Raw genomic sequence first — 201 nt, 5'->3', positions numbered from 1 at the left:
GAAGAGCCAGCGCGAGCAAACTTCAGGCTCAGCGTGACCAAGCCTTTTTTGGTACTGATGCTTTGCGATACGTCTTCAAAGACAAGCGGCAGTTCACCCAACCAAGGATGCTCTAGTTCGCCTGTTGGTGTTGCTTCTAGGTTTTCAATGAGGGCATTGGCATCGGCCAGAGAACTTGAGCCCACAAACACCGCTTCAATC

At 51.2% G+C, this 201-nt stretch carries 1 protein-coding gene; it reads right to left on the bottom strand.

From position 1 onward, the window contains the following. The coding region (locus AB4496_RS29520) for a DNA circularization N-terminal domain-containing protein (protein WP_372133697.1) at positions 1 to 201 on the bottom strand (201 nt) is incomplete at both ends.

This window comes from Vibrio sp. 10N.222.46.A1 (assembly GCF_041473595.1).
GTDB classification, from domain to species: Bacteria; Pseudomonadota; Gammaproteobacteria; order Enterobacterales; family Vibrionaceae; genus Vibrio; species Vibrio tasmaniensis_A.
This window is presented reverse-complemented; position numbering and strand designations above follow the sequence as displayed.